The organism is Pseudomonas sp. RIT-PI-a (assembly GCF_001187875.1).
GTDB classification, from domain to species: Bacteria; Pseudomonadota; Gammaproteobacteria; order Pseudomonadales; family Pseudomonadaceae; genus Aquipseudomonas; species Aquipseudomonas coleopterorum.
Genome location: NZ_LGIR01000013.1, coordinates 1 through 13,469, shown reverse-complemented (window position 1 = coordinate 13,469; position 13,469 = coordinate 1). Strand labels below are relative to the sequence as shown.

The 13,469-nt window shown below is 62.8% G+C and carries 15 protein-coding genes; 7 read left to right on the top strand and 8 right to left on the bottom strand.

The genetic code is table 11. The annotated features are described in order from the left end of the window. Position 1: 1 nt before the first annotated feature. Together rimK and rimB are read right to left on the bottom strand one after the other, a co-directional pair. Positions 2-907, bottom strand: a complete 906-nt coding sequence (rimK, locus tag AC788_RS08540) for a 30S ribosomal protein S6--L-glutamate ligase (protein WP_049860240.1) — start codon at positions 905-907, stop codon at positions 2-4. After that, positions 904-1,386: a retropepsin-like aspartic endopeptidase RimB gene (rimB, locus tag AC788_RS08535; RefSeq protein WP_043192313.1), complete on the bottom strand. Its 483-nt coding sequence runs from the start codon at positions 1,384-1,386 to the stop codon at positions 904-906. The genes rimK and rimB overlap by 4 nt, the downstream gene beginning before the upstream one ends. A 188-nt stretch (positions 1,387-1,574) precedes the next feature. On the opposite strand from rimB, the gene AC788_RS08530 reads away from it, so the two are divergent. Next, a complete protein-coding gene (locus tag AC788_RS08530) occupies positions 1,575-1,979 on the top strand; it encodes an RNA-binding S4 domain-containing protein (RefSeq protein ID WP_049860239.1) in 405 nt (134 codons plus the stop codon). Positions 1,980-2,166: 187 nt separating this feature from the next. Here AC788_RS08530 and AC788_RS08525 read toward each other — a convergent pair whose 3' ends face one another. After that, positions 2,167-2,964 (bottom strand): phosphatase PAP2 family protein, encoded by a 798-nt coding sequence (locus AC788_RS08525; protein WP_049860238.1) that lies wholly within the window; start codon positions 2,962-2,964, stop codon positions 2,167-2,169. Between the two features lie 106 nt (positions 2,965-3,070). Here AC788_RS08525 and hslO point away from each other — a divergent pair, with 106 nt between their 5' ends. The 4 genes from hslO to AC788_RS21280 all read left to right on the top strand — a co-directional run bounded on the left by hslO (position 3,071) and on the right by AC788_RS21280 (position 6,372). After that, positions 3,071-3,973, top strand: coding sequence for an Hsp33 family molecular chaperone HslO (hslO, locus tag AC788_RS08520; protein ID WP_049860237.1), 903 nt, complete (start codon positions 3,071-3,073; stop codon positions 3,971-3,973). Positions 3,974-4,152: 179 nt separating this feature from the next. Next, positions 4,153-5,694 carry a phosphoenolpyruvate carboxykinase gene (locus tag AC788_RS08515; protein WP_049860236.1) on the top strand — a complete coding sequence of 514 codons (1,542 nt, stop codon included), beginning with the start codon at positions 4,153-4,155 and terminating at the stop codon, positions 5,692-5,694. A gap of 164 nt (positions 5,695-5,858) precedes the next feature. Next, complete coding sequence (locus tag AC788_RS08510) at positions 5,859-6,098, top strand: CopG family ribbon-helix-helix protein (protein ID WP_049860235.1); 240 nt, start codon at positions 5,859-5,861, stop codon at positions 6,096-6,098. After that, positions 6,088-6,372, top strand: coding sequence for a type II toxin-antitoxin system RelE/ParE family toxin (locus AC788_RS21280; RefSeq protein ID WP_082223623.1), 285 nt, complete (start codon positions 6,088-6,090; stop codon positions 6,370-6,372). The genes AC788_RS08510 and AC788_RS21280 overlap by 11 nt, the downstream gene beginning before the upstream one ends. Before the next feature lie 145 nt (positions 6,373-6,517). On the opposite strand, the gene AC788_RS08505 is transcribed toward AC788_RS21280, so the two are convergent. From AC788_RS08505 to yrfG, 5 genes are all read right to left on the bottom strand, one after another. Next, positions 6,518-6,991 (bottom strand): glycine zipper domain-containing protein, encoded by a 474-nt coding sequence (locus AC788_RS08505; protein WP_049860234.1) that lies wholly within the window; start codon positions 6,989-6,991, stop codon positions 6,518-6,520. Positions 6,992-7,357: 366 nt separating this feature from the next. After that, positions 7,358-9,694 carry an FdhF/YdeP family oxidoreductase gene (locus tag AC788_RS08500; RefSeq protein WP_049860233.1) on the bottom strand — a complete coding sequence of 779 codons (2,337 nt, stop codon included), beginning with the start codon at positions 9,692-9,694 and terminating at the stop codon, positions 7,358-7,360. Next, positions 9,691-10,542, bottom strand: coding sequence for a formate dehydrogenase accessory sulfurtransferase FdhD (gene fdhD / locus AC788_RS08495; RefSeq protein ID WP_049860232.1), 852 nt, complete (start codon positions 10,540-10,542; stop codon positions 9,691-9,693). Before fdhD ends, AC788_RS08500 begins: the two co-directional genes overlap by 4 nt. A gap of 94 nt (positions 10,543-10,636) precedes the next feature. After that, complete coding sequence (locus AC788_RS08490) at positions 10,637-11,512, bottom strand: LysR family transcriptional regulator (RefSeq protein ID WP_049860231.1); 876 nt, start codon at positions 11,510-11,512, stop codon at positions 10,637-10,639. Between the two features lie 72 nt (positions 11,513-11,584). Then, entirely contained in the window at positions 11,585-12,247 is a 663-nt protein-coding gene (gene yrfG, locus AC788_RS08485) for a GMP/IMP nucleotidase (protein WP_049860230.1), read from the bottom strand. Positions 12,248-12,338: 91 nt separating this feature from the next. Here yrfG and nudE point away from each other — a divergent pair, with 91 nt between their 5' ends. Together nudE and AC788_RS08475 are read left to right on the top strand one after the other, a co-directional pair. Beyond that, positions 12,339-12,905, top strand: coding sequence for an ADP compounds hydrolase NudE (gene nudE / locus AC788_RS08480; protein ID WP_049860229.1), 567 nt, complete (start codon positions 12,339-12,341; stop codon positions 12,903-12,905). Further along, a partial coding sequence (locus tag AC788_RS08475) for a 3'(2'),5'-bisphosphate nucleotidase CysQ family protein (RefSeq protein ID WP_049860228.1) occupies positions 12,902-13,469 on the top strand: 568 nt, incomplete at its 3' end. The genes nudE and AC788_RS08475, both read left to right, overlap by 4 nt.

Sequence of the window (13,469 nt, the reverse complement as noted above, 5' to 3'; positions counted from 1 at the left end):
ACTAGCCCTTGCCCTTGGTGCGGGTCATGTTCGGGCCTCTGTTCTTTTCGATGTGCTCGATGATCATCCCGGCCACGTCCTTGCCGGTAGTCACCTCGATGCCTTCCAGGCCAGGGGATGAGTTCACCTCCATCACCAAAGGGCCGTGGTTGGAGCGCAGGATGTCCACGCCGGCGACGCTGAGCCCCATCACCTTGGCTGCGCGGATCGCGGTCATGCGCTCTTCCGGGGTGATCTTGATCAAGCTGGCGCTGCCGCCACGATGCAGGTTGGAGCGAAACTCACCGGGTTTGGCCTGGCGTTTCATGGCCGCTATCACCTTGTCGCCCACCACGAAGCAGCGAATGTCGGCGCCGCCGGCTTCCTTGATGTACTCCTGAACCATGATGTTCTGCTTGAGGCCCATGAACGCCTCGATCACCGACTCGGCGGCGGTGGCGGTTTCACACAGCACCACGCCGATGCCCTGGGTGCCTTCGAGCACCTTGATCACCAGCGGGGCGCCATTGACCATGCTGATCAGGTCGGGGATGTCGTCCGGCGAGTGGGCGAAGCCGGTGACAGGCAGGCCGATGCCGCGTCGTGACAGCAGTTGCAGCGAGCGCAGCTTGTCGCGCGAGCGGGCGATGGCCACCGATTCGTTCAGCGGAAAGACGTCCATCATTTCGAACTGACGCAGCACCGCACAGCCATAGAAGGTGACCGACGCACCGATGCGCGGAATGACCGCATCGAAGCCCTGCAGCGGCTTGCCCCGGTAGTGGATCTGCGGCTTGTGACTGGCGATGTTCATGTACGCGCGTAGTGTGTCGATCACGACCATTTCATGGCCACGGGCAGTGCCGGCTTCGATCAGACGACGAGTGGAATACAGACGCGGATTGCGCGACAGCACAGCGATCTTCATGCAACACCTGTGGCAGAGGTAGTAGAGGCCGGGAACACCGGCTTGTCTTGAACGTAGGTGACGCCAGGGTTCACGACCAGTTGGCCATGGACCAGCGCCTTGGAACCCAGCAGCAGGCGGTAACGCATGGATTTACGGCAGGCCAGGGTGAATTCGACCGTCCAGACCCGGTCGCCCAGGGCCAGGGTGGTCTTGATCACGTAGCGCGTCTGCGCATGGCCATTGGAGCTCTTGATGGTCTTCATGGCCACCAGCGGTGCTTCACAGCGTCTGTGGCGCAGTTGCACCACGGTGCCCAGGTGGGCGGTGAAACGCACCCACTTCTCACCGGCACGGGTGAACGGTTCGATGTCCGTGGCGTGCAGGCTGGAGGTGCTGGCGCCGGTGTCGATCTTGGCGCGCAGGCCGGCGACACCCAGGTCGGGCAGCGCCACCCACTCGCGCAGACCGATGACGGTCAGGTGATCAAATGTTTTCAAATTCGGCAAACCGCAAGAGGTAGGGGTGGACCCGTATACGCAAGCTTCAGACCGGCGCGGCCCGGATCAATTCAACCCAGCCCGACGCCGCTTGGCAAGCGTGCGTGCACTGTAATCGCAAAGACCGTCGCTTGCATCCGACAGGCACGGTAGTACAGTTCGATGACGGCATTTCGTGAGGTGAGCCTGTGGCACAGAAGCAAAAGCAGGAAGAAGAGGACAAGGTCCGTCTGGACAAATGGCTGTGGGCTGCGCGCTTCTACAAGACCCGTGCCCTGGCCAAGGAAGCCATCGAGAGCGGCAAGGTGCATTACCGCGGCGAGCGCTGCAAGCCGGGCAAGGAGCCGCACGTGGGCGATGAGTTGCAGATACGCACCGGTTTCGATGAGCGCAGCGTGATCATCGAGGCGCTGTCCATTGTGCGCCGTGGTGCGCCCGAAGCGCAGACGCTCTACCGCGAAACCGAGCAGAGCCAGGCCAGGCGCGAAGCCGCTGCGGCCATGCGCAAGGCCGGCGCGCTGGGCGTGACCACCGACGGCAAGCCTTCGAAGAAGCAGCGTCGGCAGTTGTTCAGTTTTCGTTCAGGGGATTGATCGGGCGCAGTGCTGGCCTCTTCGCGGGCGGCGAGCTCGCCGCCCGCCCCGCTCCAACAATGTGCTGCAGGGACGGGGAGGGTAGCTGAGCCCTCTGCCCCCACACCTTCCTTGAACTGCACTGGCCTGTGGGAGCGGGGCGGGCGGCGAGCTCTCTGCCCGCGAAGAGGCCAGCACAGACACCGCATCACCCTGCGACAATACTCAACCGTCCCAACACCGGCAGCTTCGCCAGCAGGCTGAACACTGGCTCGGTGACCCGCACCAGCCATTGCGAAGTATGGGCTGCGAAGGGCGTGTAGTAGCCCCAGCCTAGCGCCCAGACGGCCATCAGCACACCGCCGATGTAGTCATCCTGCCCCCAGTGGGCCCCGGCAACCAGGCGCGGCAGCATGAACACCAGGGCCAAGGCCCAGATCCACAGCCACTGGCCGATTCGACGGGTACAGACGCTCATGAACAGCGCCCAGATCAGCAGCACCGAAGCATGATCGCCCGGAAAGCTTTGGCTGGAGCGATCCTTGAGTTCCCAGTGGCGTTCCAGGTTCGGGTACCAGTCGCTGAGCAGTACCGGATCGGTCAGGACCATGCTCGGACTGTCGTGGTCCCAGCCCATTGCGTGTATCCACTTGGAAAACAGCGCGCGCACCACCACTAAGAGCAACAGCACGGCCATGAAGCCGAAAAAGGCCTGGCGAACCTGTCCGGCCTTGAACACCCAATTGCCGCGGATCAGCAGCGCCAGCATGATCACACCGACCACGATGTCGAAGGGTCGCAAGCTGCCCAGGGTCCACACGTAACGCCACGCGGCATCGCTGGCCAGGGGCGTGTTGAGCAGGCGAAACAGCCATTCGTCGAATGCTGTACACAAATGATGGCCAATGGGCCATAACCAGAAGCACAAGAGCACGATCGGGATTGAATTGCACAGCAGCAAGCCGCTAACGTTCCACCTGGCTTGGAACAGTGGGGCTTTGTTCATAAGATACCTCTACATCCACAGGGCAGTGAGCGATCAAACGAACGCTCTGAAGCGGGCTTTATAAAAGCCGCTACACATTTTGTCACCATTCTCAGATACTGGACTTATGCACGATCTTCCTGAAGCCGATTTCACCCAACGCTTTATTTTCGACGACGCCGATGTACGCGGTGAGGCGGTAGCATTGGAACGCAGCTACGCCGAGGTCCTGGCCAAGCACGATTACCCGCTGCCAGTCCAGTTGCTGCTGGGCGAATTCATGGCTGCCGCAGCCCTGCTGGTAGGGACGCTCAAGTTCGATGGCTTGCTGATTCTGCAGGCCCGCTCCGAAGGTCCCGTGCCGTTGCTGATGATCGAATGCTCCAGCGAGCGTGATATCCGCGGCCTGGCGCGTTTCCACGCCGAGCAGATCAACGACACCGATGGCCTGCCCGAATTGATGCCCGCCGGTACCCTGGCGATGACCATCGACCCTACCGAAGGTCAGCGCTACCAAGGCATCGTGGATCTGGAAGGTGCCGACCTGTCGGCAAGTTTCTCCAATTACTTCGCTCTCTCCGAACAGCTCGGTACGCGCTTCTGGCTCAAGGCCGATGGCCAGCGTGCCCGTGGCCTGCTGTTGCAGCAATTGCCTGCCGCTGTGATCAAGGACGAGGACGACCGCGCCGAGAGCTGGAAGACCGCCATCACCCTGGCCGATACCCTCAAGGCCGAAGAACTGTTGGGCCTGGATAACGAAACCGTGTTGTACCGCCTGTACCACGAGCAGGCATTGCGGCTTTTCGATACCCAGCCGATTCGGTTTCGCTGCAGCTGTTCCAGGGAGCGTTCGGCACGAGCGCTCGTCAGTCTTGGGCACGACGATGCACGCGAATTGCTCAAGGAGCATGGCGGTACGGTGGAAATCGACTGCCAGTTCTGCAACCAGCGCTACTTGTTTGACGCCACCGACGTCGATCAGCTCTTCAGTGGCGCCGGTGTGGACGCTCCGTCAGATACCCGTCACTGAAGCGATTTAGTCTCGCTAAATTAACAAACGGACGCCGGAATAACGCCGTTACCGACAGGAGGACGCTATTCTTTTCGGGCGTTTCTGGCATAATCCGGCCCACTTTTTAGCTGTAGTGGTTGTTGTAAACTTACTACAAAACGTTTGGAGCACTCGGCCCAGAGCCGACGGGGAACCTCATGACGCAAGCCAAGAACGCCGTGTACGCCGATCTGACTGTAGACGATCTGGTTAAAGAAGCCCTGAACCGTGGTGAAGGCGAGCTTGCCGATACCGGGGCTCTGGTGGTGCGTACCGGTCATCGTACCGGTCGTTCGCCAGTCGACCGTTTCATCGTCGAAGAGCCCACTACCCAGGACGCCATTGCCTGGGGCCCGATCAACCGCAAATTTCCCGCCGACAAGTTCGATGCCCTGTGGGATCGCGTCGAAGCCTATCTGGGCGAGCGCGAGCGGTTCGTTTCCCATGTGCATGTAGGCTCCGATCCGGCGCACTACCTGCCGGTCAAGATGACCACCCAGACGGCCTGGCACAACCTGTTCGGGCGTTGCCTGTTCATCAACCCTGAGCAGTACAACGCCGGTGGCAAGGATGAATGGCAGGTGCTCAACGCGCCTGAGTTCGAGTGCGTGCCCGAGCGCGATGGCACCAACTCCGACGGTACCGTGATCATCAACTTCGCGGCCCGCAAGGTGCTGATCGCGGGCATGCGCTATGCCGGCGAAATGAAGAAGGCGATGTTCTCGGTGCAGAACTTCCTGCTGCCGGCCGCCGACGTGCTGCCGATGCACTGCGCCGCCAACATGGGCGAAGACGGCGACGTCACCCTGTTCTTCGGCCTGTCGGGCACCGGCAAGACCACCCTGTCGGCCGACGAAAGCCGTTACCTGATCGGTGACGACGAGCACGGTTGGGGTGTGGGCGTGGTGTTCAACATCGAAGGCGGCTGCTACGCCAAGTGCATCGACCTGTCCGAGAAGAACGAGCCGGTCATCTGGAAAGCCATTCAGCACGGCGCCGTGCTGGAGAACGTCGTGCTCGATGCCGACAAGAAGGCCGACTACGCCGATGACAGCCTGACCCAGAACAGCCGTGCCGCGTACCCGCGTGAGCTGATCGAAAAGCGCGCGCCGAAGAACCTGGGTGGCGAGCCCAATGCCGTGATCTTCCTGACCTGCGACCTGACCGGCGTACTGCCGCCCGTGTCCATCCTCAGCGAAGAGCAGGCGGCCTATCACTTCCTGTCGGGCTACACCGCGCTGGTTGGTTCGACCGAGATGGGTTCGGGCAGCGGCATCAAGTCGACCTTCTCGACCTGCTTCGGCGCACCGTTCTTCCCGCGTCCGGCTGGCGAGTACGCCGAGCTGCTGATCAAGCGTATTCGTGGCTTCGGCTCCAAGGTCTACCTGGTCAACACCGGCTGGACCGGCGGCGGCTACGGCGTTGGCAAGCGCTTCAACATCCCTACCACCCGTGGCGTGATCGCAGCGATCCAGAGCGGCGCCCTGATCGGCACCGAGACCGAGCACTTGGACATCGTCAACCTGGACGTGCCAAAGGTTGTCCCAGGCGTCGACACCAACCTGCTCAACCCACGCAACACCTGGGCTGACCCAGCCGCCTACGACGAAGCCGCCAAAGGCCTGGCTTCGCTGTTCATCGAGAACTTCAAGAAGTTCGACGTGAGCGACTCGATCAAGGCTGCCGGTCCGCAGTTGTAAGTAGCAGCTTGCGAAAGAAACCGCCCCTTTGTGGGCGGTTTTTTCGTTTCTTGGTCTTCGATTTTCACAAGATCAACACGACATCGTTGGCGACAAGATACCCATCCATCTAGCAAAAACGCGGTGTATCCTTGCTGACGTCGACTGACCAAATGGAGGCAAGCATGTCGCCTATGTCATTTCCCATACCTGACGATATGGCAGAGTCTTTGTCGCGCCTCGCGCGTGATACGGGCCATAGCGAATCTTTTTTAGTGCTTGAGGCCATGCGCGAATACCTGGAGCGCGAGAGTTGGCAGATAGAAGAGATCAAGGACAGCCTTCGGGAATTGGAAGCAGGCAACACCGCCAGTGCCGAAGAGGTAAACGCCCTGTGGGAAAAGTGGGGTAAGGGTGCGAATTGAGTGGCTGACCAAAGCCCTCAAACACCTCGATCACGAAGCCAGTTTCATAGCCAAGGACAATGAATTGGCGGCGAGTCAATTCGTATCAGCGGTGCGCGAAGGCGTGGATCGCCTATCAAGGTCCCCGGCGCTGGGTCGCATTGGCCGCGTGGAGGGAACACGTGAGTGGATAATGCCCGACTGGCCATACGTGATTCCCTATCGAATCGAAGCTGATCGATTGATCATCCTCCATATCTTCCATACACGGCGGGCGCTGCCAAGCGATTGGTAGAAACTTGATTGCTGCACATAGGCAAGGCTAGGCCTAAAAGCGACTGTGCAGGCATTTGAAGACAAGGAAAGCGGGAGAGGTGTCGCAGGCAGTGGCCATGCCATCTGCCCGCTTGCGTAGAGAAGCTCTCTACCATGATCGTGACTCAGCGATCGCGCCAGTGCTTGTTGTGGCCGACATGGCGGCCGCGGTCGCGGTGTTTCCATTTGCCGCGGTTGTCGTGGCCGCGATAGCGGCGATCGTCACGATCGTCGCGGGCGGACGAGGTGCCCATGTAGTTGCCCAGCGCGCCGCCGGCACCACCGCCGGTGGCGGCGCCGATCAGGCCGCCTGTGCTGCCGCCTACGTTGCGGCCCACCACGTTGCCGCCTGCAGCACCCAGGGCGCCACCGATGGCGGCCCGGCCACGGCTGCGCTTGGCGGCGCCGGCTGCGCTACCTGCCGCACCACCCAGGCCTGCGCCAATGGTCGAGCCGGTGCTGCCGCCCAGTTGCTGGCCGACCACCGCGCCCAGTACCCCACCCAATGCGCCCCCTACACCGGCTTCGGTGTTGCTGCCAGCAGAGGCAGCGCCTGTTATAAGGCCGAGGGTCAACAAAAGTATCGAGGGAAATTTCATCGATCAGATCTCAGAGGGATGACGGCGCGACTTTGCTATGCGATCGGTCGTCCGACAAGCGCGATGTGATGGAAAGCACGATGGGTGCGCAGTTCTGAGATTCTGAAGTTTCATGGGGAAACTTTGAGCGGGGAGGGTGGTCGCACGTACTTCCGGAGTGGCGTCTTTTGCTGGCGTTGAAGGTTAAGAGCACGATCAAGATCAAGATCAAGATCAAGAGCTACGCGGCTTGCGCCGCTGCTACAGGGGGGCGTGCACCTTGGGGGCGTTCACCCTTGATTGGCGCGCATCCTTGGGTGCTGGGCATCCTGTATTGGCGTGAGGGCTTGTCGCGGCACGGGCCGCGACAAGGGGTTGCGTGGGGCGTCAGGCGATGCGGGCGCTTGGGGCGGGTTGCTCCAGGCGAATGGCGACGAACTTCGAAGTTGGCGTGCTGCTGCCGTCGCCGACGCTTTCCAGCGGCACCAGCGGGTTGACCTCGGGGTAGTACGCCGCTGCCTGACCTGCCGGAATGTCGAACGCCAGCAGCGTGAAGCCCTTCACGCGGCGCTCGCGGCCGTCTTCCCAGAGTGATACCAGATCGGCTTTCTGACCCGGGCGGAAGCCCAGGCGAATGATGTCGGCCTCATTTGCGAACAACACGTCACGCTGGCCACGTACGCCGCGGTAGCGGTCGTCCAGGCCGTAGATGGTGGTGTTGTACTGATCGTGAGAGCGCATCGACTGCATGATCAGATCCGGCACCTGGCCAGTGGCGCGTACTCGCTCGTCGATCAGGTCCAGCGGCAGGCGATTGGGCTTGAAGTTGGCGCGCCCGGTAGGCGTGTTCCAGCGACGTGCGCCAGCGCTGTTGCCCAGATAGAACCCACCTGGATGCTTGAGGCGTTCGTTGAAGTCCTTGAAGCCGGGCAGGGTGTCGGCGATCAGGTCGCGGATGCGGTCGTAGTCCGCGATCAGCCAGTTCCAGTCCACCGGCTGCGCACCGAGCGTGGCGGCGGCGATGCCGGCAATGATCGCAGGCTCGGAGCGCATCTGCTTGGACAGCGGCTGCAGCTGGCCATTGGATGCGTGCACCATGCTGAACGAATCTTCCACGGTTACCGCTTGCGGGCCCTCGCTCTGCTGGTCGATGTCGGTACGGCCCAGGCACGGCAGGATCAGTGCCTGCTTGCCATGCATCAGGTGACTGCGGTTGAGCTTGGTGCTGATCTGCACGGTGAGATCGCAGTTGCGCAGCGCCTGTGCGGTGCGGGTGCTGTCCGGCGTGGCCTGGGCGAAGTTGCCGCCCAGCGCGATGAACACCTTGGCTCGGCCTTCGGCCATGGCGTGGATGGCTTCAACTACGTTGTGGCCGTTGGTGCGCGGCACATTGAAACCGAAGCGCTTCTCCAGGGCATCGAGCAGAAAGGCCGGTGGCCGCTCGTTGATGCCCATGGTGCGGTCGCCCTGCACGTTGCTGTGGCCACGAACCGGGCACAGACCTGCGCCTGGACGACCGATGTTGCCGCGCAACAGCATCAGGTTGGCGATTTCCTGGATGGTCGGCACTGAGTGGCGGTGCTGGGTGATACCCATGGCCCAGCACATGATGACGTTCTTGCCCTTGAGGTACATGCGCGCGGCAAGCTCGATATCGGCCAGCGGCAGGCCGGACTGCTCGACGATGTGCTCCCACGACGTCTCATCGATCGCCGCCAGGTATTCGAGCACGGTGGCGGTGTGCTCGTTGAGGAAGTCGTGGTCGAACACCGACGGTGCATTGTTGGCCTGAGCTTCGCGCTCCCATTGCAGCAGGAACTTGGCCATGCCACGCATCATCGCCATGTCGCCGCCCAGGGCCGGACGGAAGTAGGCGGTGTTGGTCGGACGGTCACCGTTGGTGAGCATCTCGATCGGGTGCTGTGGGTGCTGGAAGCGTTCCAGGCCACGCTCCTTGAGCGGGTTGATGCAGACCACCTGCGCACCGCGCTGGACCGCTTCACGCAGCGGTTCGAGCATGCGCGGGTGGTTGGTGCCGGGGTTCTGGCCCCAGACGAAGATGGCATCGGCATGCTCGAAGTCGTCGAACGTCACCGTACCCTTGCCCACCCCGACGCTCTGCGACAAGGCCACGCCGCTGGCCTCGTGGCACATGTTCGAGCAGTCGGGGAAGTTGTTGGTGCCGTAGGCGCGCACGAACAGCTGGTACAGATAGGCTGCTTCGTTGCTGGCCCGGCCCGAGGTGTAGAACTCGGCCTGGTCAGGGCTTTCCAGATTGAGCAGGTGCTTGGCGACCAGCGCGTAGGCGTCGTCCCAGGCGATCGGGACGTAGCGATCGCTGGCGGCGTCATAGACCATCGGCTCGGTCAGGCGGCCCTGGTATTCGAGCCAGTAGTCGCTCTGCTCCAGCAGCGAGGTAACGCTGTGCTTGGCGAAGAAGGCCGGGTCGACGCGGCGCTTGGTCGCCTCCCAGTTCACGGCCTTGGCGCCGTTTTCGCAGAATTTCACCATGCCGCTTTCCGGCGAGTCGCCCCAGGCACAGCCCGGGCAGTCGAAACCGCCGTTCTGGTTGGTCTTGAGCATGGTGCGGATGTTCTTCAGGGCGTTGTCGCTGCTCAGCCAGAACTGCGTCACGCTGATCAGTGCGCCCCAGCCGCCGGCTGCGCCTTTGTAGGGCTTGTAGCGGGGTACAGGAGTCTTGTCGGCTTGATTGTGAATGCTCACGCTTGATTCTCCAACGCAGGGCTATAGACCCGCGGCGCGCTGTGCTGCGGCAGGTGGATGAGGTTCAGGTTGTGCCGGCGTGCCCATTGCAGGGCCAGGCCGGTCGGCGACGACAGGCTGACCAGGGTCTGGATGCCGGCGCGCAATACTTTTTGAATGAGTTCCAGACTGCAGCGGCTGGTGACGATGGCCAGCCCGCCGGTGCTGTCGATGTTCTGCCGCACCAGGGCGCCGATCACTTTGTCGAGCGCGTTGTGGCGGCCAATGTCTTCGCGGCCCAGCAGCAGGGTGCCGGTAGCGTCCATGAACAGCGCCGCGGGGACCGCGCCGCTGCGCTGGCCCAGTGGCTGGAAGGCCCCGATGCGCTGGCGCAGGCCTTCGAGCCATTGCGCTGGCGGCAGGGCCGCGCCGGGTAATACCGCCAGGTCCGGCAATGCCTGTTCGACGGCTTCTACGCCACACAGCCCGCAGCCGCTGCTGCCGGCCAATTGCCGACGCTGGGTCTTGAGATTCCAGAAGGCACGATTGGCGATCTGCACCTCGGCGTGACGTGCCGAGCCTGCACCGCTGAGCTTGATGTCGTAGATTTCATCGGCGCCAGCCACGATACCGCTGCCGATGCTGAAACCGGTGACGAAGTCTTCGAGGTCGGTGGGGGTGACCAGCATGACGGCCTGGCTGATGCCGTTGTAAGCGATCGCCAGCGCCACTTCTTCGGCCAGTGGCGTGCTGCCCGGTTCGTCCAGGCTCAAGCTGCAGTAACTGTAGGTCTGGCTGGCGGTGGGACTGGCGAGAGGGGCAGCCGAGGTAGAAACGGGCACCGCGCTGGCCGGGTGCTTGGCGTTCATGGGAATGGACCGGCAATGAATTCAGCCTTTAGCCTAGGCGCAGGATTGCCTAGCGTCTAATTGCTATTACCGATGCGACGATAGACCGCATTGATCATGGCGCGTCGTAGAGCTTGAAGCAGGCTTCGGCCAGTGCCGAACGGGGCGCCGCGCGGCGCATGATCAAGCCCAGAGGCGCCAGCGTGTGGGCCTCGGCGATGGGTTGCAGGCGCAGGTGCTCGGTCAAACCTTCGAGCCCACCCGCCAGCGGCATGATCGCGCAGCACAGGCCACCATGAACGGCCTGGATCAATTGATGGACGGCATCGGTCTGCAGCAGCGGTTGCGGTGCGAGTCCGCGCGAGTGGAAGTTGTGGTCGATGGACTGGCGAAAATGCATGCCAGTGGTGAGCATGCCCAAGGGCAGTTCGGTCAGGGCTTCCCAACTCAGGGCCTGCTCGCCGAAATCGTAGTGACGTTGATCGAACAGCAAGCCCATGCGCGTTTCGCCCAGTGCGCGCGATTCGAAGCGCTCCTGGTCCAGCCGCTCCAGAAACGAGACGCCCAGGTCGATGCGGTTGCTCGCCAGCTGTTCGAGGATCTGCTCGGAGCTCAGCGAGCTGAGTTCGAAGCGCAGGTTGGGGTGCTCGCCGTGCAGGGTGTGCAGCAGCGGCACCGGGTCGAAACTGGACAGTGGCACCACCCCCAGACGCAGCGTCCCGACTAGGTGGCCGCGACAGGCCGCCGCTTCGGCCTGCAGGCCATCGTAGGCGGCCAGGACGGTACGCGCCCAGGCCAGCACGCGCTCGCCGGGCGCGGTGAACCCTTCGAAGCGCTGGCCGCGTTTCACCAACGGCAAGTCGAGTTCTTCTTCAAGGTTGCGCAAACGCATAGAGAGCGTCGGCTGGGTGATGTGACAGCGCGCTGCGGCCTGGCCGAAGTGCCGGGTTTCATCCAACGCGATGAGGAATTTGAGTTGCTTGATGTCCATGCTCGCTCCTGGGTTGGCGATGCGCAGTATAGCGACACGCGCTGGCGGTAGGTCCCTGGCCAGCCGGGCGGGTCACAAACCCGCGATGAGCTCGCGGTAGTCACCCACCGCGGCGAACTCCTCGGTGTCCTTGGCGCCCTTGCGGCTGTCGGGCTCGCTGACCGCCAGCAGGTGCTTGATCCCGTAGGCCCGGGCGCTGCGCAGCACGGGCAGGGTGTCATCGATGAACAGGCTGCGCGCCGGGTCGAAGCCGATGTCGGCCTGCAGGGCGTCCCAGAACTGCGCGTTTTCCTTGGGGTAGCCGTAGTCGTGGGAGCTGATCATCCGCTCGAAATAGGGCGCCAGCTCGATGCGCTCCAGTTTCAGCGACAGCGAGTCGCGGTGAGCATTGGTGATCATGATCACGCGCTTGCCGGCCTGCTTGATGGCGGCCAGGAACGTGTCGGCGTCGGCCCGCAGCGCGATCAGCTCGGCGGTTTCGCGTTTGAGCTCGCGCACCGGGATGTTCAGCTCGCGGGTCCAGAAATCCAGGCAGTACCAGTTCAGCTTGCCGGCGCTGTCGGTGAACAACGGTTGCAGCTCCAACTGCGCCATCGCCAGACTGACCCCGTGCAGTTGCGCATAGCGTTGGGGCAGATGCTCCAGCCAGAAGTGATTGTCGTAATGCAGGTCGAGCAGGGTGCCGTCCATGTCCAGCAGGACGGTGTCGATGGTGCTCCAGGCGAGGCAAGGCATAGCGAAGATTCTCGGGCAGTGGGGGATCAAGGGTGGCCTGCCGCAGGCCAAGCCACGGTATAGTAACCCGTTCACGTCCAGGAGCTGCCCGATGCGCCAGAAACCCGAAGTCCTCGCCCGCGAAATCGTTGCCAGCAGTCGCCTGTTCCGTGTCGAGGAAGTGCAGTTGCGCTTCTCCAATGGTGTGGAGCGCACCTACGAGCGTCTCGTGGGCCGCGGCAATGGTTACGGTGCGGTGATGATCGTGGCGATGGCCGATGCCGAGCATGCCCTGCTGGTCGAGGAGTATTGTGGCGGGACCGATGCTTATGAATTGTCGTTGCCCAAGGGTTTGATCGAGCCGGGCGAAGACGTGTTGGCGGCCGCCGACCGCGAGCTCAAGGAGGAGGCCGGATTCGGCGCACGTGAACTGGAGCACCTCACCGAACTGTCGCTGTCGCCGGGGTACATGAGCCAGAAGATCCAGGTCGTGCTGGCGCAGGGGCTGTACGAGGAGCGGCTCGAGGGCGACGAGCCGGAGCCGATGCGCGTCGAACGGGTCAACCTGCGCGACCTGGCTGGTCTGGCCCAGCATCCGCAGTTTTCCGAAGGCCGCGCATTGGCCGCCCTGTACCTGGCGCGCGACCTGTTGATCCAGCGCGGGGTGTTCAGCCTGTGAGCGACGTCGAACGCCTGTTGCCCGAAGTCGTGGCGCTGGCCCATCAGGCCGGCGCGGCAATCCTGCCGTTCTGGCGGGCCGATGTGCAGGTCATGGCCAAGGCCGACGAGTCGCCGGTGACTGCCGCCGATCTGGCGGCGCATCAGATCATCGTCGACGGGTTGACGGCGCTGGCGCCCGATATCCCGATCCTGTCCGAAGAAGATGCGGACATCGCCCTCGCGGTGCGTGAACGCTGGACCCGCTGGTGGCTGGTCGATCCGCTGGACGGCACCAAGGAGTTCATCAACGGCAGCGAAGAATTCACCGTCAACATCGCGTTGATCGAGAACGGTCGGGTGGTGTTCGGCGTGGTCACCGTGCCGACAACGGGCAGTGCCTACTATGGCGGTGCCGGGCTGGGTGCCTGGCATGCAGCGGGCGGAGAACCGGCCCAACCGATCGGTGTACGCAGTGTGCCTGCGCCCGGCAGCGCGTTTACCGTGGTCGCCAGTCGGCGACATTCCAGCCCCGAACAGGAGCACCTGCTGGCCGGTCTGAGCACCGTGGTGGGCCCGCTGGAGC

Coding starts and splice junctions, on each gene's coding strand:
- rimK (WP_049860240.1), bottom strand. CDS start 907: ATGAAGATCGCTGTGCTGTCGCGCAATCCGCGTCTGTATTCCACTCGT.
- AC788_RS08525 (WP_049860238.1), bottom strand. CDS start 2,964: ATGAACAAAGCCCCACTGTTCCAAGCCAGGTGGAACGTTAGCGGCTTG.
- hslO (WP_049860237.1), top strand. CDS start 3,071: ATGCACGATCTTCCTGAAGCCGATTTCACCCAACGCTTTATTTTCGAC.
- AC788_RS08515 (WP_049860236.1), top strand. CDS start 4,153: ATGACGCAAGCCAAGAACGCCGTGTACGCCGATCTGACTGTAGACGAT.
- AC788_RS08510 (WP_049860235.1), top strand. CDS start 5,859: ATGTCGCCTATGTCATTTCCCATACCTGACGATATGGCAGAGTCTTTG.
- AC788_RS08505 (WP_049860234.1), bottom strand. CDS start 6,991: ATGAAATTTCCCTCGATACTTTTGTTGACCCTCGGCCTTATAACAGGC.
- fdhD (WP_049860232.1), bottom strand. CDS start 10,542: ATGAACGCCAAGCACCCGGCCAGCGCGGTGCCCGTTTCTACCTCGGCT.
- AC788_RS08490 (WP_049860231.1), bottom strand. CDS start 11,512: ATGGACATCAAGCAACTCAAATTCCTCATCGCGTTGGATGAAACCCGG.
- yrfG (WP_049860230.1), bottom strand. CDS start 12,247: ATGCCTTGCCTCGCCTGGAGCACCATCGACACCGTCCTGCTGGACATG.
- nudE (WP_049860229.1), top strand. CDS start 12,339: ATGCGCCAGAAACCCGAAGTCCTCGCCCGCGAAATCGTTGCCAGCAGT.